This is a genomic window from Sphingomonas sp. SORGH_AS_0950, from assembly GCF_030818415.1.
GTDB lineage: Bacteria > Pseudomonadota > Alphaproteobacteria > Sphingomonadales > Sphingomonadaceae > Sphingomonas.
In genome coordinates, this window is record NZ_JAUTAE010000001.1 from 3,968,420 (window position 1) to 3,991,405 (window position 22,986).

Sequence of the window (22,986 nt, forward strand, 5' to 3'; positions counted from 1 at the left end):
GCCCGTCAGGGCGCCGCGATCCGGTGGACGATGGTGCGAATGGCCTCCCGGTCGAGCGGATCGCGATCGATCGAGTTGTGGATGCCGATCCCCTCGACCAGCGCATCCAGCGCGCGCGCGGTCAGCGGGTCGAAGAACCGCTCCAGCGCGGCGCGGCTGTTGTTCATCCATCCCTGCATCACGGTCGAGACCGAGGGGTGGCGCGCGGCAAAGGCATAGAGTTCATAGCTCAACAGCAGCGTGCGCGGCTCCGCCCAGACCGACCCCGCGATGATGTCGATGATCGCCTCGCGCGCGCTGTCCGCATCGCTGGCCCGCGCCATATGCGCGGCGAAGGCGGCGGAGGAACGCTCGGCCAGCTGCACGAAGGCGGTGGTCAGCAACTCCTCCAGCGAGGCGAAATAATAGGTGACCGACCCCAGAGGCACCGCCGCCTTCGCCGCGATCCGGCGATGCGTGGTCCCCGGCACGCCCTGCTCGGCGACCACGTCCAGCGTCGCGTCGATGATGCGTTGCCGCCGTTCGGGATCGTTCCGTCGTGCCTCGCCACCTGCCACACCACACTCCCTGCCGCTCGATGGCGGGTCGTACACGGCTTGCCGCCGATGCGACAGGCACGCCGCGCGATCCTTTTCGGCCTGTCCCATGACTGGGGGCGAAGGCGGCAGCGGTGACGCTCCGGCACGGGGAGGGGCCTGCTGCAAAGGTTTTTGTTAACCCGGCATGTCTATCGTCCCACGCCACTATGCGGGGGCATGGCGACGAATTCGAGAGATACAGGGAGTTTGCAATGAAGAACCTGCGGATCGGGACGAAGCTGATAAGCTGCTTCGCCGTCGTGCTGGTGGTCTTGCTGATCGTCGGCGGGCTTTCCATTCGCAATCAGAACGCCCTGAGCGCCAATGCGGCCGATATCGCCCAGCGGCTGGCACGTCTCCAGAAGCTGACCCACAGCATCGATACGCAGACGTCGAACACCCGCGCCGAGGAAATGACCCATATCGTCAGCACCTCGCCCGAGGTGATGGACGCGCATGAAAAGGCGATGCGCAAGGCGGCCGACATCATCAACAAGTCGCTCGTGGAGGTCGCGTCGCTGGAACAGGACCCGACCGCGAAGGCCGCGATGCAGGACTTCGCCGCCGTCTGGCAACGCTATTTCGACCATGTCCCCGCCACGATCGCCCTGTCCCGCCAGGGCGAGGTCGCCGCGGCGCAGGCCAGCGCGCTGACGGAGGTCAAGGACTATGACGCGCAGAACGCCGCGCTCGGCCGGGCGGAGGAAGCCTATACCGCCGCGATGGACGCGGCACGTGCCAAGGCCGCCTCGATCGCTTCGACCGGGCGACTGATCACGCTTGCGATGATCCTGGCCGCGGTGGCGCTGACGGTGGCGCTGCTCGTCCTGCTGATCCGCCAGATCGCCAAGCCGTTGGGCACGATGACCGATGCGATGGGCCGACTGGCGGCGGGCGACATGCATGTGTCCGTCCCCGAAGCCGATCGCCGCGACGAGGTCGGCGATCTGGCCCAGGCGATGACCCGGTTCCGCGACCAGCTCGCGGCGGCGGAGCGGGCCAAGGCGGAGCAGACCACGCTGATCGTCGACAGCATCGGCCATGGCCTGTCGGAACTGGCGCGCGGCGACCTGCTGACCCGGATCGATACGCAGCTGACCGGCCCGTTCGCCAAGCTGAAGACCGACTTCAACGCCGCCGCCGAGGCCTTGCAGGACGCGCTGGGCCGGGTGTCGACCGCCGTGTCGGGCATCAACGGCGGCGCGAGCGAGATCCGCACCGCCTCCGACGACCTGTCGATGCGCACCGAGCAGCAGGCCGCGAGCCTGGAGGAAACCGCTTCGGCGATGGACGAGATCACCGCGACGATGCGCTCGACCGTCGAGCGGACCGCCAGCGCCAATGCGGCGGTGCGCAACGCGCGCGAGCTGGTCGAGCGGTCGGGGGGCATCGTCCGCAACGCGGTCGAGGCGATGAGCGGTATCGAGCGGCGGTCCAACGAAATCTCCGAGATTATCGGCGTGATCGACGGCATCGCCTTCCAGACCAATCTCCTTGCGCTGAACGCCGGTGTCGAAGCGGCACGCGCGGGCGATGCGGGCAAGGGCTTCGCCGTCGTCGCCTCCGAAGTCCGCGCGCTGGCGCAGCGTTCGGCCGACGCCGCCAAGGACGTCAAGGACCGGATCAGCGCATCCTCCGAACAGGTGGCCGAGGGCGTCCGTCTGGTCGGCGAGACCGGGGACGCGCTGACCGGCATCATCGACCGGATCGTCGAGGTCAGCAACCTGGTCGGCGAGATCGCCAGCGCGGCCGAACAGCAGGCGGCCGGGCTCCAGCAGGTCAATACCGCAGTCGGCGAAATGGACAGCGTGACCCAGCAAAATGCCGCGATGGTCGAGGAAGCGACCGCTGCCGCGCGCAGCCTGGCGGCGGAAGCCGATGGCCTGGCCAACCAGATCGCCCGTTTCCGCATCGGGATGCCCGCGCCCGCGCCGACCTCGCCGGTCCATGCGCTTCAGGACCGGGTGGCGACCGCGGCGCCGCGCATCCGCAGCAGCGCCCCGGCGCCGCGTGTCCAGGGCAATGTCGCGTTGGCCGACGATGACTGGGATGCCTTCTGATCCGTCCGTCTCGCTGCGGCCGCGCAGGAAGGCATGACGGAAAAACGACATAGATTAGGCCGCTTCGTACCTTTCTTTACGCCGCAGAAACGATCCAGAAAAATTTTGGTGCGATGGGGCGCGTCGAAATGGAAAAGGGGGCCTTCGTGGCAGCGAAGCGGTTGGGATTTCGGGACGCGGTCGGCTGGCTGGCGCAGATCATGGGGCCGGACGCGGCCTATGTGCGGCTGGGCATGGTCTATACCATCGCGATCAGCCTGTTGGCGCTGGCCACGCCCATCTCGGTCCAGCTGCTGATCAACAGCGTGGCCAACACCGCGATGCCCGCCCCGCTCTGGGCGCTGTCGGGCGTGCTGCTGCTGTTGCTGTTGCTGGTCGCGGGGCTCAGCGCGCTTCGGGTGTGGATCATGGCCGCGTTCGAGCGCCGCCTGTTCTCGCGCGTGGTGGCCGAGGTCACGCTGCGCGCGGTGCATGCGCAGGACCCATTCTTCGCCGACGGCAATCGCGGCGACCTGTTCAATCGCTTCTTCGATCTGGTCGTCGTCCAGAAATCGGTGCCCAGCCTGGTGATCGGGGCGTTCACCATCATGTTGCAGGCCGCGATCGGCCTGACGATCACCAGCTTCTACCACCCGGTCTTCCTGGCCTTCAACGCCGTGCTGGTGGCGGCGGTGCTGCTCGTCTGGCTGCTGTGGCGGCGCGGGGCGATCAGCGGCGCGGTCGCGCTGAGCCATGCCAAGCACAATGCCGCGCGCTGGCTGGAGAGCGTCGGCGGATCGAACGGCTTCTACAAGTCGCTGCGCCACCTCGACTTCGCGATGGCGCGGTCGGAGGCGATGACCGCCAGCTATGTCGACACGCATCGCCGCTATTTCCGCTATCAGTTCGCGCAGACGATCGCCTTCCTGCTGATCTATGCCTTTGCCAGCGCTGGATTGCTGCTGCTGGGCGGGATGCTGATCCTGCGCGGGCAATTGTCGCTGGGCCAGCTGGTCGCCGCCGAGCTGATCCTGTCGGGCGTCTTCTACGGCATCTCGCAGCTCGGCTTGTATCTCGACACCTTCTACGACCTGGTCGCCAGTTCCGAGGAGCTGTCGCTGCTGTTCGCCATTCCGCAGGAGCCCAAGGTGCTGGGCGACAACGGCCCGCGCGACGGCGCCGTGAAGATGACCGATGTCCGGTTCGACCAGGCGCGGTACAATCTGACCCTGGCGGCGGGCGAGCAGCTCGTCACCGTTGCCGAACCCGGCGCGGAGCGGCGGCTGGCCATGTTGTTGAAACGGCATGTGGTGCCTGAACGCGGGCTGGTGCGGATCGGCGGCACCGATCTGGGGTCGTTCGACATGTACCATCTGCGCTCGGACGTGACGGTGCTCGACCGTTCGACCATCGTCGAGGTCACGATCCGCGAATATCTGCGCCTCGCCTCGGGCGAACGTGCCGAGGATGCGATGGCGGCGCTCGCCATGGTCGGTCTCGAGCGGCGTCTGGCCAGCCTGCCGCAGGGCTTGGACACCCCGCTCGGCTCGACCGGCTATCCGCTCAGCGTCGGGGAGACCATGGCGTTGAAGCTGGCCAATGCGCTGCTCGTCCGGCCCCGGCTGTTGCTGCTCGGCCAGCTGTTCGACCTGTTGCCGCCGCAGCGGCTGCTGGCGGCGCTGCGCCTGCTGAAGACGCATGGCACCACCGTGCTGCTCTGCACCGGCCGACCCGAGGATCTGACGCTGGACGGGTATCTCTATCTGGGCCTGACCGAACAGCGGCGCTTCGACCATCTCGCCGATCTCCAGGCCGCTTATCGTCAGGAGGGTGGCGATGTCGCATCTGCCTGAGCATCTCGCGCATTTCCGCACTTTGGCCTCGCTGCGTCCGCCGCGCGTGGCGGTCGCCATCGCCTGGATCCTGACGGTCGGCATCGCGGTGGTGGTCTTCATCCTGTTCGCGGTGCCCTGGCTCCAGACCGCGCAAGGGCGGGGGCAGGTCGTCGCGCTCGATCCGGAGGACCGCGCGCAGGACGTGACCGCGCTGGTCCCCGGACGGGTCGAACGCTGGTATGTCCAGGACGGCCAGCCGGTGAAGCGCGGCGACCCGATCGCGCGCATCGTCGATCTCGACCCCAATCTGCTGTCGCGCCTGGCCGCCGAGCGCGCGCAGGTCGAGGCGGAGATCGCCTCGGTCCGCCAGTCGCAGGCAGTGGCGCAGATCGACGTCAACCGTACCCGCCAGCTGTTCGCCGAAGGGCTGGCCTCGCGGCGCGATTATGAACAGGCGCAGATCAAGGTGTCCGACTCCGGGGCCAAGCTGGCGGAGTCGCGCGCCAAGCTCAACCGGATCGACGTCCAGCTGAACCGCCAGTCGGCCCAGCTCGTCCGCGCCCCGCGCGACGGCCGTATCCAGAACCTCAACGCCACCGCCGGTGGTGCGCTGGTGTCCGCCGGGACGGCGCTGGCGGTGGTCGCGCCGGAGCAGGTGGAGCGCGCGGTGGAGCTGATGATCGACGGTCGCGACGTGCCGCTGTTGCGCCCCGGCCGCCCGGTGCGGCTGGAGTTCGAGGGGTGGCCCGCGATCCAGTTCAGCGGCTGGCCGTCGGTCGCCTACGGCTTTTTCGACGGCCGCATCCGCAGCATCGACCCGACCGCCAATGCCCAGGGGCTGTTCCGCATCCTGGTCGAGCCGGTGCCGGGCAAGCCCGCCTGGCCCGAGCGGCGCTTCGTCCGGCTGGGCGGCAAGGTGCAGGGCTGGGTGCAGGGGGAGACGGTCAGCGTCGGCTATGAACTCTGGCGCCAGCTGAACGACTTCCCGCTGGAATTCGGCAAGGTCGCGACCGACAAGGCCACCGAGAAGGAGGACGACAAGAAGATCGCGGCCAAGGCGGGCAAGCCCAAATGATCCGGCCGCTGCTGATCCTGTCGATGCTCGTCGCGCCCGCCGTGCCCGCCACGGCGCAGCGTATCCGGCCCAACCCGGTGCCGGTGCAGGCCAACGGCGCGGGGCCGCTGACCCTGGACGAGGTGCTGCGCGCCTCCGCCCGCGCCGCGCCGCAGATCGTCGAGGCGCTGGCCAAGGTCCGTGCGGCCGAGGGGCGGGCCCTGACCGCGAACGGCGCGTTCGACACGGTGTTCGAGGCGGAGGGCCGGTCGCGCACGCTGGGCTATTATGACGGCACCGTCGCCTCGGCCACCGCGACCCGTCCGCTCGGCGACAATGGCGGCTATGTCTATGGCGGCTACCGGGTCAGCCGGGGCGATTTCCCGGTCTATGAGAACCAGAACTATACCAACCGCCTGGGCGAGGTGAAGGTCGGCGCGCTCTATTCGCTGCTGCGCGACCGGCTGGTGGACGAGCGTCGGACCCGCCGCACGCTGGCTTCGGGCGATATCGACATTGCGCGGTTCGAGCGCGAGGCGGTGGCGATCGGGGTGCAGCGGCGCGCGATCGACGCCTATCAGAACTGGGTGGCGGCGGGCCTGCGGCTGCGCGCCTATCGCGACCTGCTGGCGCTGTCCGAGAGCCGTCGCGGCGGCCTGGCCCGTCAGGTCCAGCTGGGCGCGCGGCCCGACATATTGCTGGCGGAGAACGACCAGAATCTCGTGCGCCGCCGGGCGCTGGTGGTCCGGGCGGAAGGCGATTTCCAGGCGGCGGCCAACGCCCTGTCGCTCTATTTCCGCGATGCGGCGGGCGAGCCGCTGCTGGTCGGGCCGGACCGTCTGCCGCAGGGGGCCGAGGCGCTGTCGGGGGTGGCGGCGGCCGCGCGCTCCGACTTCGCGCGGCAGCGGCCCGACATCCAGATGCTGCTGGCGCGGATCGACCAGGGGACGGCGCGGCTGGCCCTGGCGCAGAACGACCTGCGCCCCCGGCTCGACCTGCGGGGCGAGGCGGGCAAGGATATCGGCCCGGTCGGGCTGGGCGGACCGTCGCGCACCCCGCTGGAGGCGGCGGTCGGTTTTCGCTTTTCGCTGCCGCTTCAGAACCGCGCGGCCAAGGGTCGGATCGCGGAGGCGCAGGCGGAGATGGACGCGCTGGCGGCGCGCAGCCGGTTCCTGCGCGACCAGATCGCGGTCGAGGTGGAAGGCATATTGATCGGCGTCGGCGCGGCCGAGAAGCTGGCGGGGATCGCCGACCAGGAACGGCAACTGGCCGAGCGGCTCGCGGCGGCCGAGCGGCGCCGCTTCGAACTGGGATCGAGCGACTTCTTCCTGGTCAACCAGCGCGAGGAAACCGCCAATGACGCCCGTGTCCGCCTGATCGACGCCCAGGCCCGGATCGCCGCCGCGCGCGCCGAATTGGCCAGCGCCACCGCCGATCGCGCCGCGCTGGGGCTCGACCCCTAGGTCGGATCGCCATTCAGTATTGCTTCTTCGTCCCTCTCCCCTGGACAGGGGAGAGGGTTAGCGAAGCTTGCCAGCCTGCTGGCTAGCGCAGCTTGGGTGAGGGGTTGAGCGAGCCCAAAGGCTCGCGCGCTGCGCGCATGCACCCCTCACCCAGCTCCGACTAAGTCTTGCTTTCGCAAAGACCAAGTCTGCGCAACCCTCTCCCCTCTGCGATGGGCGAGGGAAGGGAGGCGTCGCTCTTTGCCGGAAGTGGCCGATATTCCTCAAACATTACAACATCCTGTCCATATGAGATTGACTCTCATTAGCTGACGCCATTAGACGCCCCCGAATTATCACGGAAGCGCCGTCAGGGCGGCGCGTACCAAGGGGCGGGAGACGTATGAGAATCTGTTTGGGTATCGGGTTGCTGCTGTCGGCGGCGACCTCGGCCGAGGCGGCCCAGGATAACAAGGGCGATGCGCTTCGCGATACCGACATCGTCGTGACCGCCACGGGGCAGACCCAGGCGACGTCGGGCACCAAGACCGCGACGCGCCTGATCGAAGTGCCGCAATCCATCTCGGTCATCACGCGCGAGGAACTCGACGTCCGCGCGGTGCACAGCGTGACCGAGGCGCTGGCCTATACCGCCGGGGTCCAGGCCGAGCAGGACGGCATCGACAGCCGCGCCGACAGCTTTTCGGTGCGCGGCTTTTCGGCGGGCAGCTTCAGCGACAATCTGTTCCTCGACGGCATCCGGCTGCCCGCGGGCGGTCAATGGACGCGCACCGCCTTCGATCCCTTCGCGCTCCAGCAGATCGAGGTGCTGAAGGGCCCCTCGGCGGTGCTGTTCGGGCAGGTGGCGCCGGGCGGTATCGTCAATCTGGTGACGAAGCGGCCGACCGCGACCCCGCGCGGCGAGATCATGTTGCAGGGGGCCGGGTTCACCAGCCTCGGCAAGTGGCAGTATCAGGGCGCGGCGGACGTGTCGGGGCCGCTGACCGCCGATGGCACGGTCACCGCACGGCTCGTCGGTCTGGCGCGTTACGGCGATGCCCAGATCGATTCGATCAAGACGGGCCGCTATTACATCGCGCCCAGCCTGACCTGGGCGCCCGATGCGGCGACCAGCGTCACGCTGATGGCGCAATATCAGCGCGACGAGGGCGGATCGACCTTCCAGTTCCTGCCCGATATCGGATCGCGCCAGCCGGGCGCGGGCGGACGTCATATCCGGCTGGACGCCTTCCTGGGCGAGCCGCAGTTCAACACCTATGACCGCAACCAGTATCTGCTCGGCTACGAGCTGCGGCATGCCTTTTCGGATCGCTTCGAGCTGCGGCAAAATGGTCGCTACACCCGGGTCGAGACGCTGTTCGAGGGGACGGTGCTGCGCGGCGGCACCCTGTCCAACGGCAAGACGATCAACCGGCGCGCGGTGCGCGGCGTCGGCCATTCCGACGGCTATGGCCTTGATACCAAGCTGGAGGGGCGCATCGACACCGGGCGGCTGGCGCACCGGGTGCTGCTGGGCGTCGACATGCTCGACACCGAATGGCGGCACCTGCGCGACCTGTCGACCGACGTTCCGGCGATGCCCGACATCTTCAACCCCGTGTCGCAAGGGGTGGGGCGGATCCTCTCGACGCTCCGGCCGCAGGTCCATCTGAACGCGCGGCTGGAACAGGTCGGCGCCTATGGCCAGGATCAGCTCTCGCTCGGCCAGCTGCATGTCACCCTGGGCGCGCGCTACGACTGGGCCAAGAACCATCAGGTCAACGAACTGGCGACCGGCACCACCGATCCGGTGACGGTGACCAAGGCCGACAAGATGACGTGGCGCGCGGGCGCGACCTGGATCTCGCCGAGCGGCGTGGCGCCCTATGCCAGCTACTCGACCTCGTTCCAGCCGACGACCGGGCAATATTTCGACGGCACGCCGTTCAAGCCGACGACCGGCGATCAATATGAGGTCGGCGTGAAATACCAGCCGCAGGGCAGCAACGCGCTGCTCACCGCCGCGATGTACCAGCTGACCCAGAATAACCTCGCCAGCCCCGACCCGGACGAAAGCCATGTCTGCGCGGGCACGACCTGTCAGGTGCAGACCGGACAGGGGCGCATCCGTGGCGTCGAGCTGGAGGGCAAGGCGACGCTGATCGGCGGCCTGAGCCTGATCGCGACCGGCACCTATATGGACAGCGAGATCACGCGCGGGGCGAAGGGGCAGCAGGGCAACCGGCTGACCCAGGTGCCCGACTGGATGGGATCGCTGTTCGCCGATTATCGCTTTGCCGAGGGCGGGGCGCTGGGCGGCGTCGGCCTGGGCGGCGGAGTGCGCTATGTCGGCGTGTCCTACGGCGATACCGCCAACGCCTATCGCGTGCCGGGCTATACGCTGTACGACCTGTTCCTGCGCAAGGCCTTTGCCAGCGGCATCATCCTGTCGGTCAATGCACGCAACCTGACCAACCGGCGCTATGTCGCCCTGTGCTCGTCGGCATCGGCCTGTTTCTACGGGTCGGGACGCACGCTGAACCTGCGGCTGCAATACCGGTGGTAAGCGCGTGGCTGGCGGGCCTGCTCGCGCTGGCGTCGCCGGTTGCGGCGGCGATGCCGGAGCCGCCCGCGGGACCGCCCTACACGCTACCGCGCAGCGTCGAGCGGGTCGTCCATGCACCGGACGGAGAGGCGTATCGCCTCTTCGTCGCCTGGCCGGAGGCACCGCCGCCGCCCTCCGGCTATCCGGTGCTCTATGTGCTGGACGGCGAGGATAATTTCGCGATCGCGGCGCTGACCGCGCGTCGGCTGGCCGGGGCGGGGGCGCGCAGCGGCGTGGGGGAGGGCATTGTCGTCGGGATCGCGGCGGGCTCGCTCCAGCGCCGCGCCCGCGACTATACCCCCGCCACGCCCGGCTGGACGATCCCCGCGAACAGCCCCGGCAGCGGATGGCCGACCGGCGGGGCCGAGGCGTTTCTCGACCTCGTCGAGCGACAGGTGCAGCCGTTCGTCCGCCAGCATTGGCGGGTCGATCGATCGCGCGAGACGCTGCTCGGCCACAGCTTCGGCGGCCTGCTCGCGCTGCATGCCGCGCTGACCCGTCCGGCGATGTTCGGCGGCATCGTCGCGGTCAGCCCGTCGCTCTGGTTCGGCAACGGCCTGATCGCGCGGGAGGCCGCGACCGCCGGGGCCTCGCACCCCCGCATCCTGATCGCGGAGGGCGACGCGGCCGCGGCCCCTCCCGCCGAGCTGGCGCGGTCGCTCGATCGGGGCGGCGGCGCGGACCATGCCCGCTTCCTGCCGCTGCCGGGCCAGACGCACGGAACGACGATGCTGGCGGCGATGGCACCGGCGATCCGCTTCGCCTTTGCACGGGCCGCGCCGTGATCGCGGCCTGGTGCGCCGCCTTCGCCATTATCGGCGGAGCTCTATGCCTTTATGTGGGCACGTCGCATCAGGCCCTGATCGCCGGTGGCGGGGCGCGACGGTCCGGTCGGATCGCCGGGATCGTGCTGCTGTCGGTCGCGCTGGCGCTGCTGATGACCGTGCAGGGTCCGGCGACCGCCGTCTTCACCTGGATGACGGGGGCGATGCTGGTCTGGAGCATCGTCCCGGTGGCGGTCCGCTGGTGGCGCTTCCGGCGGGAGGCGGCGCGATGAGCCGTCCGCTTCTCACCAGCCGCGACTGGTTCGGCAAGGTATCGGCCGCCGCCCTGCTGGGGCTGACGCTGGCCCTGGCGCTCACCTGTCTGTTCGCCGCGCTGTTCTCGACGGACGATGGCCCGTTCAGCGCGCAGAAACAGCTGGCCATGTGGCTGGTGTCGCCGATCTGGTGCCTGGTGCTGGGCCTTTGTTTCCTGTTCCGCAGCGGCGCGCGCGCATGGGGTTGGCTGGCGCTCGCCAATCTGATGGCCTGGGCGGCCTATATCGCCGCGCGCCTGCTTTTGGGGTGATCGCCGATGCGCACCGATATTCTGAAGACCTATAAGGACGTGCATAGCTGGGTCGGCATTATCGCCGGGCTGGCGCTGTTCATCGCCTTTTACGCCGGCGCGATCACGATGTTCGCCGAGCCGCTGAACCGATGGGCCTCCGCCCCCGCCAGCATCGCGCCGCCGCCGTCGCTGGATCGCACGCCCGAACTGATCGCCAAGGTGCTGCACGCGCGGCCCGATGCGCGTGCCGCCTATACCGTGCATTTCGACACCGGCCCCGACATGCCCGCACGGCTGAGCTGGACCACCGGCAACCGCCGCGCGCCGGGCCCGACCTTCCTCGCCGCGCTGACCCCGGAGGGTGCGTTGCAGGTGGTCCGGCAGGACGCCTCGCCGGTCGCGGAGCTGGTCGACGTGCTGCACCAGCAGGTCGGCCTGCCGCTCGATCGCAGGACGGCGATGCCGATCATGGGGCTGGTCTCGCTGCTTTACGCCGTCGCGATCGTCTCGGGCGTCATCTGCCTGCTGCCCAGCCTGGCCAAGGACCTGTTCGCGCTGCGCTTCGGCAAAAATATCAAGCGGATGTGGCTCGACCTTCACAATCTTCTGGGGCTGTTCAGCCTGCCCTTCCATATCGTCATGGCCGTCACCGCCGTCATCTTCGCATTTCACGACCAGATCTATGCCGCCCAGGGCGCGGTGTATCGGGTCGGCGCGGCGACGGTCGAGCGGCGGGCTCCGCCGCCGCCCGGCCCGCCGGAGCCGCCCGCGCTCGAGGCGGTGCAGGGCACCTTGTCGCCCGTCGAACTGCAACGGCGGATCGCGGTACAGGCGCCCGGCTTCGCGCTGCGCTCGATCACCTATCGCCATGATGCCAAGGGTGGTGCCCAGGGCGATCTCACGGGCGTCGACCAGCGCTATGGCATGCGCGCGCCCACCTATGGCCGGGCGGAGATCGACACCCGCACCGGTGCGATTATCGAGGCGGATTATATGCCGGGGCGGCAGGGGCCGTGGTTCGCGGCGGTCACGTCCTTCTTCGCGCTGCATTTCGGCAGCTTCGGCGGCGCGCCGGTGCGCTGGTCCTATTTCCTCTTGGGTCTTGCCGGCGCCTTCCTGTTCTACTCGGGCAATCTGCTGTGGATCGAGAGCCGCCGCCGCAAGGAGCGCAAGGCGGCTATGGTGGAGCAGACGCGCGCGACCCGCATCCTCGGCAGCCTGACCGTGGGCGTGCCGCTGGGCTGCGTCGCCGGGATCTCGCTGACGATCGCCGCCGCCAAGTGGCTGCCCGCCGACCGCGCCGATATCGGCGCATGGCATGGGCGCATCTATTATCTGGTGTTCGTCGCGGCGGTCGCCTGGGCGCTGATCCGCGGTGCGGCGCGCAGCGGGTCGGAATTGTTGTGGGTCGCCGCCGGGGCGACCGCCGCCATTCCGCTCACCACGCTCCTGTCCCCCATATTCGCCCGGGGTTGGAGCCATCCCGGTGCGAGCCAGTTGGTCGACGGGGTCGCGACCCTGGGGGCGATGGGCTTTGCCGTCATGGCGCGTGCCGCCCGGCGGCGTGCGGTGGCGGGGCCCCGCGACAGCGTCTGGGCCGCGCCGTGCATCGCCACGACCTGACTCTTTGTTGATAATGACTATCAAATGCTATAATGATGGAGTCCCAGTAAGGCGTCGAAGGAAACCGGCATGAGCCCATGTCCGAAGCAAGCGGAAAGCCTCATGAACCCACCAGCGCCGATGGGCGCGGCCCCCGATGCCGCCGGGCTATTGACGGCCGCCGCGCGCTGCTGGCGCTATGCGCGCGACGGGGGCAGGCCGGTGCAACAGGCGTTGCACCGCATGCTGGCCCCGCATCGCTGCGAGATGCTGGCGCCGGTGTTCGACAGCTATCTGACCTTGTGCGAGGCTGCACTCGGCCGCTGCATCGATGTGGGGGAGTGCGCGCGGTCGGACGACGAATGCCTGCTGCTCGGGCTGCTGGACGGATCGATGCGCCGCCGCGCCTGTATCGACTGCAACAAGGGCGCGGCCAGTGCGCTCGACTGCGCCATCTGTTCGACGCGCATCATGCTGGCGATGACGCTGGGTGCGCCGCGAGGATATGGGCTCCAGTGACCGTCGCGCCCTGGCCGCCCGCGATGATCGGGGATCGGGGATCGGGGCGGCCAGGGGAGGGCGGGCTATGGAACGCCGAGCAGGCCGGAGGCGGGAACATCCTCGACCAGACCCTGCAACCCGAAACAGTCCAGCCCCAGCGTCATCAGCGCCAGCGTGCCGCGCAGTTCGTCGGCGCTGACATCGCGGGTGATGAACACCAGCCGGGTTCGCCGGTCGTCGGACGGCCAGGCGTCGAGCACCACCGGCGGGTGGAAGACATGCTGCACGCCGTGGATCACCACCGGGTTCGGCTCGTCCTCCAGATTGACGATGCCCTTGATGCGCAGGATGTCCGGCCCCTTGAACATGGCCAGGACATCGAGCCAGCGCTCGAACGCATGCGCCTTCAGCGGTTCGTCGAAGGTCAGGCAGGTGGCGCGGATGCGATCGTCATGCCGGTTCACGTCATGATGATGGTCATGGCCGTGATGGTGGTGATCGTGCCCGTGATGATGATGGTCGTGGCCATGGTCATGATGGTGCGGATCGTCATAGGCCTCGGCCGCCAGCCAGCGGCGGACATCGTTGCTCTTGGTCTCGGGATTGTAGAGACCGGCATCGAAGAGCACGTCCGGCGATACCGCGCCGTTGACCGCCACGATCAGCGGCGCGGCGGGGTTCAGCGCGCGCAGCCGCCCGGTCAGGGCCTGCTGGTCCTGCGGAGAGGCGAGGTCGGTCTTGGTCAGGAGGATGCGGTCGGCGACGGCGGCCTGCTTGACCGCCTCTTCCTGCGCGTCGAGCGTCGCCATGCCGTTGACCGCATCGACCGTCGCGATCACGCCGTCGAGCCGGTAGAGCGTGCGCAGACGATGGTCGGTCATCAGCGTGTGGAGGATCGGCGCGGGGTCTGCGAGGCCCGTGGTCTCGATCACCACCCGGTCGAACCAGCACAGGCCGTCGCGGGCGAAGCGCCAGGGCGCATCGCGCAGGGTGCGCGCCAGGTCGCCCCGAACGGTGCAGCACAGGCATCCGCCGATCATCTCGACCACCAGATCGTCATTCGACCGGGCGATGAGATCATGGTCGAGGCTGACCGCGCCGAACTCGTTGATGATGACCAGCGCGCGGCTCATCTGCGGCGCGCGTACCAGCTGGTTGAGCAGGGTCGTCTTGCCGCTGCCCAGAAAGCCGGTCAGCACCGAAACGGGGATCAGCGACTCGGGGCCGGAAAATAGCGCCGGATGCGACTCAGCCATGGGCGATCCCTCCCCGCCGAGCGAGGGCGCCGGAAAACGGCGCGATTGCCGGAGTACCGGCCTTGCGGATCATGTCTTCATCCTTGTCGGGGGTGAACGGGTCGGACTTCGCGCCGTCGTGGAAAAGCGTCATGCGGAACGGCTCAGCGAAGGACGGCGCAGGCGATGCGCGCGCCTGCGCCGCCGATCGGCTGGGTCCGATAGTCGTCCGGATCGGCGTGGATGACGAGCGCGGCACCGTCGGCATCGTTCAGCGCGGGGCGTCCGCCCGCGCCGGTCATCGATACCAGCGTGGAGTGCAGCTCGACGGTGGCGCTGCCGTCCGCCCGGACAAACAGGTTGGGCAAGTCGCCCGCGTCATTGGCGCCCGGCACCAGGAAACCGTGCACGACCGGCTTGGCGGCATGCACATGGCCGCCCGCCGAGGTGAAGCCCGCGCTGGAACAATCGCCCTTCTCGTGAAAGTGCATGCCGTGCCATCCCGGCGGCAAGCCGGTCGCCTCGATCCGCAGGAGCACGCCCGACGCCGTATCCCGCACGCTGACGCTGCCATGGCGCGTGCCGTCGGCGGCGAGGATCGGGCTCGCCTGGGGTTCGGTCGCCGCGACCGGAGCGGTCAGCGTCAGCATGAGCGGCAGGGCGCAGGCCAGCGATGCGCGGAAGGGCAGGCGCGAAAGCGCGTGCGCGGCGGTCGCGATCCGGCTCATTCGGCCATTTCCAGCGCGCGCTCGCCCCAGGCCGGGAAGGGATCGCGCAGGCCCATCCACAGGTCGGGCGTAAACGCCTTGACCGGCAACAGGCAGGCGTCGAGCCGGGCGCGGATCCGCGCCTCGTCCATGCCGATGCCGATAAAGACCAGTTCCTGTCGCCGGTCGCCCCAGATCTCGTTCCAATGGCCCGCGACGAAACGCTCGAAACGGTCGTCGTCGGGCCATTGGTTGCGTGGAATGCTGGCCCACCAGCGGCCCAGGCGCGCGGACATCGTCTGCGCGCCCGCGACCGCCAGTTCGCCGACCCAGTCGGGCCGGGTCGCCAGCCAGAAATGCCCCTTGGCCCGCACGACATGATCCAGTCCGCCATCGGTCAGGAAGCCATGGAACTTCACCGGATCGAACGGCGCGCGCGCGCGGTAGACGAAGCTCTCAATGCCATATTCCTCGGTCTCGGGGACATGGCTGGCATAGCCGTACAGCTCCTTCGCCCAGAGCGGATGCTGCGCGGCCTTTTCCTCGTCGAACAGGCCGGTGTCGAGAATGGCATCCAGCGGAACGCGCGCCTGGTCGCAGGCGATGATCCGGGCATCGGCATTCAGGCTGGCGACCAGCTTCTTGACGGTGGCGAGCTGTTCGGGGGACACCGACGACGCCTTGTTGACCACCACCACATCGGCGAACTCGATCTGTTCGACCAGCAGGCCGACCAGGCTGCGCGTGTCCTCCTCGCCCAGCGACTCGCCCCGATCGGCGAGGAAATCCTGGCTCGAATAATCCTTCAGCAGATTGATGGCGTCGACCACCGTCACCATCGTGTCGAGCCGCGCGACATCGCCCAGCGACTGCCCCGCCTCATCGCGGAAGGAGAAGGTGGAGGCGACCGGCAAGGGCTCCGAGATGCCGGTGCTCTCGATCACCAGATGGTCGAACCGCCCGGCCTCGGCCAGCGCGCGCACCTCCTGCAACAGGTCGTCGCGCAGCGTGCAGCAGATGCAGCCATTGGTCATCTCGACCAGCGTCTCCTCGCTGCGCGACAGCGTGGCATCGCCGCCGCGCACCAGATCGGCGTCGATATTCACCTCGGACATGTCGTTGACGATCACCGCCACCCGCCGCCCTTCGCGATTGGCCAGGATATGGTTGAGCAGCGTGGTCTTGCCCGCCCCCAGAAAGCCCGACAGGACGGTCACCGGCAGGCGGGCCTGCCCGGTATCGACGATCGAAAATGCGCTGTTCATACCAAGCTCTCATCATTGATATGATGTATCATTACGTCATCGAGGCGTGGCAAGTCAAAGCGTTTGACCCAGGCAGCGGTCGCATGGGTGGCGATCGGCCCTGCCGACGGGAGGCTGAGGGCGGGTAGGTCCGCCCGCGGATCGCCGCCCCTTATGGACGATCCGCGGGCCGTTCGGTCAGAGGATGGTGCGTTTCAGCCGGATCAGCATGGGGTCGCCCTCGACCGGATGGGGCTCGAAACCCATTTCGCGTTCCAGCGTGATGGCGGACCGGTTGTCGCGATCTTCCAGCGCCTCGATCGTGCGATACCCCTTCTGCCGGGCATGGCCGACCAGATGGTCGAGCAGCGTCCAGCCGATGCCCTGCGCCTTTCGGTCATGCCGGATCGCGATCGCCGCCTCGGCCGATTTGGTCGCGTCGTCGCCCACCAGCATCGCCGCCGCGAGCACCGATCCGTCATCGGCCAGGGCGACCAGGCTGGTGCTGGCGGCATCGTTGGCGTGGATCATACCGGTCAACCGCTCGTGACTGACCTGCCGCACGCTGGTCAGGAAGCGGAAGCGCAAATCCTCGGGCGAGACGCGCGCGAAGAATTCGGCCAGCGCGGCCTCGTCCTCCTCGCGCGTGGGACGAACGTGCAGCCGCACGCCATGGCGAGTGACGAGCAACTCGGTATCCGCGATCATCATCCTGTCCTCCTGACTGGGTGCCATCATGGTCGGGGCGACCTTCGACATGGTCAAGATGGCCGCATCGTTCCCGTTTCCATGAAACGACGATGCCAGGACAACGCCTCGGCGGGCAGCGAGGGTGCATGAAGGCCATAGGAACCGCCCTCGGCCCGCAGCGCATAGTCGGCGAGCAGGGGGCGGTAATCGGGATGCGCGCACCGTTCGATCACCGCCCCGCGCGCGCTGGCGGGGCGACAGGCCGCGCAGATCGGCCAGCCCCTGTTCGGTCACGATCACCTGCACGTCCTGCATGATGTGATCGACATGCGCCGCCTGCGGCACGATCGCGGAGATATTGCCGCCCTTGGCGGTCGAAGGGGTCATGAAGATCGAGACATAGGCGTTGCGCGCGAAATCGCCCGATCCGCCGATGCCGTTCTGGATGCGCGATCCCATGACCAGCGTCGAGTTGACGTTGCCATAGATGTCGGCCTCGATCAGCCCGTTCATCGCGATGCACCCCAGGCGGCGGACCAGTTCGGGATGGTTGCTGATCTCCTGCGGGCGCAGGATCATGCGGTCGCGATAGCCCGCCATGTTCGCGTTCAGCCGCGCCGCCGCCTGCGGGCTGAGCGAAAAGGCGGTGGCGGAGGCCATGCGCAGCTTGCCGGCGTCCAGCAGGTCGAGCATCCCGTCCTGGATCACCTCGGTATAGGCGGTCATCGGTTCGAAGGGCGTGTCGATCAGCCCCGACAGCACGGCATTGGCGATGTTGCCCACCCCCGACTGGATCGGCAGCAGCGCAGGGGGCAGGCGCCCGCGCGACACCTCATGGGCCAGGAATTCGATGATATGCCCGGCAATGGCGCGCGCGGTATCGTCGGGCGCGGCGAAGGGCAGGTTGCGGTCGGGCGCGTCCGTCTCGACCACGGCGACGATCTTGTCGGGATCGCAGGCCAGATAGGGCGTGCCGATGCGGTCGTCGGGCCGCACCAGCGGGATCGGCACGCGGTCGGGCGGCAGGCGGGTGCCGTAATAGATGTCGTGCATCCCCTCCAGCGCCGCGTCCTGCCAGCGATTGACCTCCAGGATGACACGCTTGGCGCGGTCGGCCCAGGTCTTGTTGTTGCCGACCGAGGAGGAGGGGATCAGCGAGCCGTCCGCGCGGATGCCTGACACCTCGATGATCGCGGTGTCGAGCGTGCCCAGCACCCCCTCCCACGCCATCGGCGCGACCTGGCTGAGATGCATGTCGAGATAGTCGATCTCGCCGCGATTGATCTTCTCGCGCGCGACCGGATCGCCGCTATAGGGCAGGCGCTGCGCGATGCCGTCGACCGCCGCCAGCGCGCCGTCCAGTTCGGGGCCGGTCGAGGCGCCGGTCCACAGGTTGACGCGGAACGGCCGCCCCTCGGCATGCTCCGCCGCCATCCGCCGCGCCAGCGCCTGCGGCACGGCCTTGGGATAGCCCGATCCGGTGAAGCCGCTCGTCGCCACCGTCTCGCCGGGGCGGATCAGGGCGGCGGCGCTATCGGCATCGGTGATACGCGAACGAAGGGTCGGGCAGGCGATACGATCGGTCATTGTCACTCCCAAAGCGGCGGGCGGCGCCGAAACCGCCGCCCGCCCTGATGTCAGGCGGCGAGGTCGAGGACGATGCGGCCCTCGATCTGCCCTTGGCGCATCCGGTCGAACACGTGATTGACCTCGGTTAGCGGCGCGGTGGAAACCGTCGCCCTGACCTTGCCGTCCGCCGCGAAGTCGAGTGACTCCTGAAGGTCGAGCCGGGTTCCGACGATCGACCCGCGCACGGTGATGCCGTTCAGCACCAGACCGAAGATGTTGAGCGGGAAGTCGCCGGGCGGCAGGCCGTTGAGCGCCACCGTGCCGCCGCGCGCCATCATGCCCACGGCCTGCGCGAACGCCTTTTCGCTGACCGCCGTGACCAGCGCGCCTTGCGCCCCGCCGCCGGTCTCGCGCTTGATCGCCGCCGCCGGGTCCGCCTCCGTCCGCGCATTGACCGTGACCTTCGCGCCCAGACGGCGGGCCAGGTCCAGCTTGGCATCGTCGACATCGACCGCCGCGACGTTCAGCCCCATGGCGACGGCATATTGCACCGCCATATGGCCCAGGCCGCCGATGCCGGAGATGACGACCGTGTCGCCCGGCTTGGTATCGGTCATCTTCAGCCCCTTATAGACCGTCACCCCGGCGCACAGCACCGGCGCGATCTCGGTGAAGCCGATATTGCCGGGCAGATGGCCGACGAAATTGGGGTCGGCGATGACATAATCGGCAAAGCCGCCATTGACCGAATAGCCGGTGTTGAGCTGGCTCTCGCACAAGGTCTCCCACCCGCCCAGGCAATGCACGCAGTGGCCGCAGGCGGTGTAGAGCCAGGGCACGCCGACCCGGTCGCCTTCCTTGATGTGCTTCACGCCCCTGCCGACCGCCGAGACATAGCCGACGCCCTCATGCCCCGGAATGAAGGGCGGGTTGGGCTTGACCGGCCAGTCGCCCTCGGCCGCGTGCAGATCGGTGTGACAGACGCCCGACGCCTGGATCGCGACCTGGATCATGCCGTCGCCGACTTCGGGAACGGGGACTTCATCGATGCTGAGCGGTTCGCCGAACGCACGGACGACCGCCGCCTTCATCGTCTTCGCCATGGTGTTTCTCCTGTCGAATGAGGATAGGCCGGGGATGGGCGCGGCGGCCGATCCCCGCCTTGATCACGGTCAAAAGAAGCCTGGGGTCAAAAGAAGCCGAGCTTCTTGGCCGAGTAGCTGACCAGCAGATTCTTGGTCTGCTGATAATGGTCGAGCATCATCCGGTGCGTCTCGCGCCCGATGCCCGAGCGCTTGTAGCCGCCGAACGCCGCATGGGCGGGATAGGCGTGATAACAGTTGGTCCACACCCGCCCCGCCTGGATCGCGCGGCCCATGCGATAGGCGCGGGTGCCGTCGCGCGTCCACACGCCCGCGCCCAGGCCATAGAGCGTGTCGTTGGCGATGCGCAGCGCCTCCTCATCGTCCCTGAAGGTCGCGACCGACACGACGGGGCCGAAAATCTCCTCCTGGAACACGCGCATCCGGTTGTTGCCGCTCAGTACCGTCGGCTTGACATAATAGCCCTCCAGCCCCTCGGGCCGGTTGCGCATGCCGCCGGTCAGCACCTTGGCGCCCTCGTCGCGGCCGATGTCGAGATAGCCGAGGATCTTGTCCATCTGCTCCTGCGACGCCTGCGCGCCGACCATGGTGGCGGGGTCGAGCGGATCGCCCTGGATCATCGCCTCGACCCGCGCGACCGCCTTTTCCATGAAGCGGTCATAGATGGATTCGTGGACCAGCGCGCGGCTGGGGCAGGTGCAGACCTCGCCCTGGTTGAGCGCGAACATGGCGAAACCCTCGATCGCCTTGTCCAGATAATCGTCATCCTCGGCCGCCACGTCGCCGAAGAAGATATTGGGGCTCTTGCCGCCCAGCTCCAGCGTCACCGGGATGAGGTTTTCGGAGGCATAGGACATGATGAGCTGCCCGGTCGTCGTCTCGCCGGTAAAGGCGATCTTGGCGATGCGCGGGTTCTGCGCCAGCGGCTTGCCCGCCTCGACGCCATATCCGTTGACGATGTTGAGCACGCCGTCGGGCAACAGGTCGGCGATCAGTTCGGCCAGCACCATGATCGACGCCGGGGTCTGCTCGGCGGGTTTCAGCACCACGCAATTGCCAGCCGCCAGCGCGGGCGCCAGCTTCCAGCAAGCCATCAACAGCGGGAAGTTCCACGGGATGATCTGCCCGACGACGCCCAGCGGCTCGTGGAAATGATAGGCGACCGTGTCGTGGTCGATCTCCGAAATCCCGCCTTCCTGCGCGCGGATGCAGCCCGCGAAATAGCGGAAATGGTCGATCGCCAGCGGCAGGTCGGCGGCGGTCGTCTCGCGGATCGGCTTGCCATTGTCCCAGGTCTCGACGGTGGCGAGGCGGCCGAGATTCTCCTCCATCCGGTCGGCGATGCGGTGGAGGATCAGCGCCCGCTCGGCGACGCTGGTGCGGCCCCAGCCGTCCTTGGCCTTGTGCGCGGCGTCGAGCGCGAGTTCGATATCGGCCGCCTGGCTGCGCGCGACCTGGCAGATGACCTGTCCGTCGATCGGCGATCGGTTGTCGAACCAGCGTCCGTCGACCGGATCGACCCAGCGCCCGCCGATGAAATTGGCATAGCGTTCCTTGAACGGCGCGGTGCGGGCCTTGATGCTTTCCTGGATCGTCATGAAACCTCTCCTTGGTCTGTTATGACGCCAAGGCTCTGCCTGTGCGGCGCGCGCGGCAAGCCGATCCGCGACGAGATGCGCGGCGCCGATGGACTTTCCGTCGGCAAGGCGTAGCATGTGTCGCACGGCGCGACGCGAAAGCCGCGCCGGTGTCGCACTTTGCGACAGTCGGAGAAGGATGCGGCGATGGACGGCGCCGGGATAGAACAGGGCCGGCGAGCCTATTTCGACGAGGGGCAGCTGCCGCTCGAAAGCGTGCGCCAGCCGGTGCTGCGCTCCTGGTTGCGCTGCACCGACATGGGGCTGGCGCAGGGGCGGCTGCGCGATGGCGGGCCGCTGACCGAGGGCGAACTCCATGCGCTGCGCCAGCGTCGCGAGTCGCTGCGCCGCCTTTGCCGCCCCGAACTGGAGATGCTGGCGGGCGAGGCGCGTGACACGGGCAGCGTCGTGATCCTGGCGGATGCCGACGGCATGATCCTCGACACCATCGGCGACACCGGCTTCCTGTCGCGGGCGGCGCAGGTGGCGCTGCGGCCCGGCGTGTCCTGGACCGAGGCGAGCACCGGCACCAATGCGATCGGCACCGCCATCGCCGAGCGTCGCCCGATCGCGGTGCATGGCGGCGAGCATTTCTTCGCCGAACACGCGGTGCTGAGCTGCGCCGCGACGCCGATCCTCGATCCGCGCGGCGCGATCGTCGGGGCGCTCGACATTTCGGGCCCTTCGGTCAGCGGGCACGGGCATGCGCTGGGGCTGATCCGCCTGGCGGTCGACCAGATCGAGCATCGGCTGTTCCGCACCGGCTTTGCGGATTGCCGCGTGCTGCGCATGCACGACGATGCGGCGATGCTGGGCACGGCGCGAGAGGGGATATTGGTGTTTCGCGACGACCGGCTCGTCGCGGCCAACCGGCGCGGCCTGTCGCTGGTCGGGCGTAGCTGGGAGGCGCTGGACGACACCGCGCTCGGCGAACTGGTCGATATGCGCAGCCAGGCGGCGAAGGGGCAGCTGCGCCTGGCCAATGGCGCGACGCTGATCGGCGGTTGGGATGCGGAGGCGCGAAGCGGCGGCATCGAGCTGCCCGTGGCGCGTCCGCTGGCGGATGACCGGGCGGAGGCGATCGACGCGGCGCTGGCGGCCCATGGCGGCAATGTCTCGGCGGCGGCGCGGCAACTGGGCGTCCACCGCAGCACGATCCACCGGCATCTCGCCCGCCAGCGTTGAAGGGGCCGGGCGTCCGCGTTTGACCATCGTCAATGTCGGCGAAGCTGCCCTGCGTCACGAGGGCGGCGAAGGAGACCCTGCGCGATGGACCGCAACCCGCTTCAAGGCAGCGTCGTGCCGTTCGCGCGTCGCTGGCACGTCATCCACGAAATCGACCTGGTCCGGCTGATCCGGGAACATCGCCGTCGCCTGGCCCTGTGCGACCAGGCGGAGGCGATCGCGGACGGCCTGCCCGAGCGGCCCGACGCGCCGATGACGGCGGCATTCCTGACGGCCTTGCAGGGGCTGGTGGCGAAGGGGGAGCGGGTCGATGGCGATTATCTGGCGGCGATGCTGCTCAACGGGCATGAAGACCCGCTCGCCTGGACGCTGCTCGACCATGTCCGGCATCGGCACATGGCGGACGGCGCGGCGGCGCGCGATCTGATCGAGGCTTTTGACGGGGCGGATGCCGCCATGGGGCCCGAGGCGCTTGGCCATATGCTGCGCTGTTTCTTTACCGGGTGCCGCCGCGCGGTCGATTTCGAGCAGCTGACCATCATCGCCCTGGCCGGGCACCGCCTGACGCGCGAGGCCCGCGCGCTGCTGGTCGAGGCGCTGGCGGACAACGTCGCGGCCTGACCGCCTC

General features: G+C 68.5%; 20 protein-coding genes and 1 pseudogene. 12 read left to right on the plus strand and 9 right to left on the minus strand.

Annotated elements, in window-relative coordinates:
• Positions 1–5: 5 nt before the first annotated feature.
• The gene (locus tag QE385_RS18005) at positions 6–557 is read right to left on the minus strand and encodes a TetR/AcrR family transcriptional regulator (protein ID WP_307104215.1); all 552 of its coding nucleotides are present in this window, start codon (positions 555–557) and stop codon (positions 6–8) included.
• Positions 558–790: 233 nt separating this feature from the next.
• On the opposite strand from QE385_RS18005, the gene QE385_RS18010 reads away from it, so the two are divergent.
• From QE385_RS18010 to QE385_RS18055, 10 genes are all read left to right on the plus strand, one after another.
• Entirely contained in the window at positions 791–2,638 is a 1,848-nt protein-coding gene (locus QE385_RS18010; RefSeq protein WP_307104217.1) for a methyl-accepting chemotaxis protein, read from the plus strand.
• Between the two features lie 146 nt (positions 2,639–2,784).
• On the plus strand, positions 2,785–4,470 hold the full coding sequence (locus QE385_RS18015; protein WP_307104219.1) for an ABC transporter ATP-binding protein: 1,686 nt from the start codon (positions 2,785–2,787) through the stop codon (positions 4,468–4,470).
• On the plus strand, positions 4,454–5,527 hold the full coding sequence (locus tag QE385_RS18020; protein ID WP_307104221.1) for an efflux RND transporter periplasmic adaptor subunit: 1,074 nt from the start codon (positions 4,454–4,456) through the stop codon (positions 5,525–5,527). Before QE385_RS18015 ends, QE385_RS18020 begins: the two co-directional genes overlap by 17 nt.
• The gene (locus QE385_RS18025) at positions 5,524–6,969 is read left to right on the plus strand and encodes a TolC family protein (RefSeq protein ID WP_307104223.1); all 1,446 of its coding nucleotides are present in this window, start codon (positions 5,524–5,526) and stop codon (positions 6,967–6,969) included. The genes QE385_RS18020 and QE385_RS18025 overlap by 4 nt, the downstream gene beginning before the upstream one ends.
• Positions 6,970–7,351: 382 nt before the next feature.
• Positions 7,352–9,514, plus strand: coding sequence for a TonB-dependent siderophore receptor (locus QE385_RS18030; protein ID WP_307104226.1), 2,163 nt, complete (start codon positions 7,352–7,354; stop codon positions 9,512–9,514).
• On the plus strand, positions 9,508–10,338 hold the full coding sequence (locus tag QE385_RS18035) for an alpha/beta hydrolase (RefSeq protein ID WP_307104228.1): 831 nt from the start codon (positions 9,508–9,510) through the stop codon (positions 10,336–10,338). The genes QE385_RS18030 and QE385_RS18035 overlap by 7 nt, the downstream gene beginning before the upstream one ends.
• Entirely contained in the window at positions 10,335–10,610 is a 276-nt protein-coding gene (locus QE385_RS18040; protein WP_307104230.1) for a hypothetical protein, read from the plus strand. The genes QE385_RS18035 and QE385_RS18040 overlap by 4 nt, the downstream gene beginning before the upstream one ends.
• Positions 10,607–10,903, plus strand: coding sequence for a hypothetical protein (locus tag QE385_RS18045; RefSeq protein WP_307104233.1), 297 nt, complete (start codon positions 10,607–10,609; stop codon positions 10,901–10,903). Before QE385_RS18040 ends, QE385_RS18045 begins: the two co-directional genes overlap by 4 nt.
• A gap of 6 nt (positions 10,904–10,909) precedes the next feature.
• A complete protein-coding gene (locus QE385_RS18050) occupies positions 10,910–12,508 on the plus strand; it encodes a PepSY domain-containing protein (RefSeq protein WP_307104235.1) in 1,599 nt (532 codons plus the stop codon).
• Between the two features lie 102 nt (positions 12,509–12,610).
• The gene (locus QE385_RS18055; RefSeq protein WP_307104237.1) at positions 12,611–13,006 is read left to right on the plus strand and encodes a hypothetical protein; all 396 of its coding nucleotides are present in this window, start codon (positions 12,611–12,613) and stop codon (positions 13,004–13,006) included.
• A 65-nt stretch (positions 13,007–13,071) separates the two neighbouring features.
• On the opposite strand, the gene QE385_RS18060 is transcribed toward QE385_RS18055, so the two are convergent.
• From QE385_RS18060 to adh, 8 genes and pseudogenes are all read right to left on the minus strand, one after another.
• Positions 13,072–14,244 (minus strand): GTP-binding protein, encoded by a 1,173-nt coding sequence (locus QE385_RS18060; protein WP_307104239.1) that lies wholly within the window; start codon positions 14,242–14,244, stop codon positions 13,072–13,074.
• On the minus strand, positions 14,237–14,377 hold the full coding sequence (locus QE385_RS18065) for a hypothetical protein (RefSeq protein WP_307104241.1): 141 nt from the start codon (positions 14,375–14,377) through the stop codon (positions 14,237–14,239). Before QE385_RS18065 ends, QE385_RS18060 begins: the two co-directional genes overlap by 8 nt.
• Positions 14,378–14,387: 10 nt before the next feature.
• Positions 14,388–14,951 carry a superoxide dismutase family protein gene (locus tag QE385_RS18070; RefSeq protein WP_307104243.1) on the minus strand — a complete coding sequence of 188 codons (564 nt, stop codon included), beginning with the start codon at positions 14,949–14,951 and terminating at the stop codon, positions 14,388–14,390.
• Positions 14,948–16,195, minus strand: a complete 1,248-nt coding sequence (locus tag QE385_RS18075; RefSeq protein WP_307104245.1) for a GTP-binding protein — start codon at positions 16,193–16,195, stop codon at positions 14,948–14,950. Before QE385_RS18075 ends, QE385_RS18070 begins: the two co-directional genes overlap by 4 nt.
• Positions 16,196–16,372: 177 nt before the next feature.
• Positions 16,373–16,933, minus strand: coding sequence for a GNAT family N-acetyltransferase (locus QE385_RS18080; protein ID WP_307104817.1), 561 nt, complete (start codon positions 16,931–16,933; stop codon positions 16,373–16,375).
• A gap of 2 nt (positions 16,934–16,935) precedes the next feature.
• Positions 16,936–18,451: pseudogene (locus tag QE385_RS18085) on the minus strand (acetyl-CoA hydrolase/transferase family protein).
• Positions 18,452–18,501: 50 nt separating this feature from the next.
• Positions 18,502–19,536, minus strand: a complete 1,035-nt coding sequence (locus QE385_RS18090; RefSeq protein WP_307104247.1) for a zinc-dependent alcohol dehydrogenase — start codon at positions 19,534–19,536, stop codon at positions 18,502–18,504.
• Between the two features lie 86 nt (positions 19,537–19,622).
• Positions 19,623–21,134 (minus strand): aldehyde dehydrogenase, encoded by a 1,512-nt coding sequence (gene adh / locus QE385_RS18095; RefSeq protein WP_307104249.1) that lies wholly within the window; start codon positions 21,132–21,134, stop codon positions 19,623–19,625.
• A gap of 186 nt (positions 21,135–21,320) precedes the next feature.
• Here adh and QE385_RS18100 point away from each other — a divergent pair, with 186 nt between their 5' ends.
• Entirely contained in the window at positions 21,321–22,358 is a 1,038-nt protein-coding gene (locus tag QE385_RS18100; RefSeq protein ID WP_307104251.1) for a sigma-54-dependent Fis family transcriptional regulator, read from the plus strand.
• An 84-nt stretch (positions 22,359–22,442) separates the two neighbouring features.
• Positions 22,443–22,979 (plus strand): hypothetical protein, encoded by a 537-nt coding sequence (locus QE385_RS18105; protein WP_307104253.1) that lies wholly within the window; start codon positions 22,443–22,445, stop codon positions 22,977–22,979.
• Positions 22,980–22,986 lie beyond the last annotated feature (7 nt).

Excerpts from the sequence above, each read along its gene's own strand:
- QE385_RS18025 (WP_307104223.1), top strand. The coding sequence starts at position 5,524 with ATGATCCGGCCGCTGCTGATCCTGTCGATGCTCGTCGCGCCCGCCGTG.
- QE385_RS18065 (WP_307104241.1), bottom strand. The coding sequence starts at position 14,377 with ATGACGCTTTTCCACGACGGCGCGAAGTCCGACCCGTTCACCCCCGAC.
- QE385_RS18080 (WP_307104817.1), bottom strand. The coding sequence starts at position 16,933 with ATGTCGAAGGTCGCCCCGACCATGATGGCACCCAGTCAGGAGGACAGG.
- QE385_RS18045 (WP_307104233.1), top strand. The coding sequence starts at position 10,607 with ATGAGCCGTCCGCTTCTCACCAGCCGCGACTGGTTCGGCAAGGTATCG.
- QE385_RS18075 (WP_307104245.1), bottom strand. The coding sequence starts at position 16,195 with ATGAACAGCGCATTTTCGATCGTCGATACCGGGCAGGCCCGCCTGCCG.
- QE385_RS18030 (WP_307104226.1), top strand. The coding sequence starts at position 7,352 with ATGAGAATCTGTTTGGGTATCGGGTTGCTGCTGTCGGCGGCGACCTCG.
- QE385_RS18100 (WP_307104251.1), top strand. The coding sequence starts at position 21,321 with ATGGACGGCGCCGGGATAGAACAGGGCCGGCGAGCCTATTTCGACGAG.
- QE385_RS18060 (WP_307104239.1), bottom strand. The coding sequence starts at position 14,244 with ATGGCTGAGTCGCATCCGGCGCTATTTTCCGGCCCCGAGTCGCTGATC.
- QE385_RS18050 (WP_307104235.1), top strand. The coding sequence starts at position 10,910 with ATGCGCACCGATATTCTGAAGACCTATAAGGACGTGCATAGCTGGGTC.
- QE385_RS18070 (WP_307104243.1), bottom strand. The coding sequence starts at position 14,951 with ATGAGCCGGATCGCGACCGCCGCGCACGCGCTTTCGCGCCTGCCCTTC.
- QE385_RS18010 (WP_307104217.1), top strand. The coding sequence starts at position 791 with ATGAAGAACCTGCGGATCGGGACGAAGCTGATAAGCTGCTTCGCCGTC.
- adh (WP_307104249.1), bottom strand. The coding sequence starts at position 21,134 with ATGACGATCCAGGAAAGCATCAAGGCCCGCACCGCGCCGTTCAAGGAA.
- QE385_RS18090 (WP_307104247.1), bottom strand. The coding sequence starts at position 19,536 with ATGGCGAAGACGATGAAGGCGGCGGTCGTCCGTGCGTTCGGCGAACCG.
- QE385_RS18105 (WP_307104253.1), top strand. The coding sequence starts at position 22,443 with ATGGACCGCAACCCGCTTCAAGGCAGCGTCGTGCCGTTCGCGCGTCGC.
- QE385_RS18020 (WP_307104221.1), top strand. The coding sequence starts at position 4,454 with ATGTCGCATCTGCCTGAGCATCTCGCGCATTTCCGCACTTTGGCCTCG.
- QE385_RS18055 (WP_307104237.1), top strand. The coding sequence starts at position 12,611 with ATGAACCCACCAGCGCCGATGGGCGCGGCCCCCGATGCCGCCGGGCTA.